Origin of the sequence: Kitasatospora sp. NPDC001539 (assembly GCF_040298565.1) — a bacterium.
GTDB lineage: Bacteria > Actinomycetota > Actinomycetes > Streptomycetales > Streptomycetaceae > Kitasatospora.
The window spans coordinates 1-1193 of the sequence record NZ_JBEPAK010000494.1; the positions used below are offsets into that span (position 1 = coordinate 1).

At 67.7% G+C, this 1193-nt stretch carries 1 protein-coding gene; it reads left to right on the forward strand.

The features are described from left to right. Window positions 1-125: 125 nt before the first annotated feature. The gene (locus ABT247_RS33530) at window positions 126-1193 is read left to right on the forward strand and encodes an IS630 family transposase (RefSeq protein WP_350750395.1); all 1068 of its coding nucleotides are present in this window, start codon (window positions 126-128) and stop codon (window positions 1191-1193) included.

Sequence of the window (1193 nt, forward strand, 5' to 3'; positions counted from 1 at the left end):
CCTAGTGAGCTGGTTCGGAGTTGGTGCGTCGCCTCATGAGTTGCCGTGCGTACCGACTTCCGGCGAACGGCTGCGGCCGGGGCCATGAGCGCGGTGTTCTGGGGTACGTGGGTGACAGCAGGCTGATGCCGCTTGTGCTCTCCATGGCGGAGCGGCAGGTGTTGCAGGGCTGGGTGAAACGTCGGACGACCGCGCAGGGGCTGGCTCTGCGGGCGCGGATCGTCCTGGCGTGTGCGGAGGGTGGCAGCAATCTCGCAGTGGCCTCCCGGCTGGGCGTGAACCGCGGGACCGTGACGAAGTGGCGGGCCCGTTTCCTGCGCGAGCGGTTGGACGGCCTGTGCGACGAGCCGCGCCCCGGGGTCCCGCGCACCATCACCGATGCCCAGGTGGAGGAGGTGGTCGTGCGGACCCTGGAGGAGGTTCCGGAGGGCGGCACACACTGGTCCAAACGCGAGCTGGCGAGGAAGGTCGGCATCTCGCCGTCCAGCGTGCTGCGGATCTGGCACGCCTTCGGGCTGCAGCCCTGGCGCACGGAGGTGTTCAAAGTCTCCCCGGACCCGCTGCTGATCCACAAGGTCCGGGACGTCGTGGGCCTCTACCTGGCGCCGCCGGCGAACGCGGTGGTGTTCGCGGTCGACGAGAAGCCACAGATCCAGGCGCTGGAGCGGACGGCCCCGGTGCTGCCGATGCTGCCCGGAGTGCCCGAGCGCCGCAGTTTCGACTACGTCCGCCACGGCACCATCGACCTGTTCGCGGCCCTGGACATCGCGACCGGGAAGGTGATCGGGAAGCTGTCGGCCCAGCACCGGGCGGTGGACTTCCGGGACTTCCTCGACGAGATCGACCGCCAGACCGAGCCCGGTCTGGCGGTCCACGTGATCTGCGACAACCTCTCGGCCCACAAAGCGCCCGTGGTGCACCGCTGGCTGCTGGCGCATCCTCGCTTCCAGCTGCACTTCACACCGACGTACTCGTCGTGGATCAACCAGGTCGAGCGGTGGTTCGCCGAACTGGAAAGGCGCTGCCTCGAACGCGGCGTTCACTGCTCGCTGGACGACCTCAAGGCCAGCCTTGAGAACTGGATCAAGGTCTGGAACGAGAGCGCCAAGCCGTTCAAGTGGACCAAGACCGCCGACCAGATCATCGATCGGATCTGCCGCTACTGCTCACGCATCTCCGAACCAGCTCACTAG

Bases quoted from the DNA above. Each gene is read 5' to 3' on its own strand.
- ABT247_RS33530 (WP_350750395.1), top strand. From the start codon at position 126: ATGCCGCTTGTGCTCTCCATGGCGGAGCGGCAGGTGTTGCAGGGCTGG.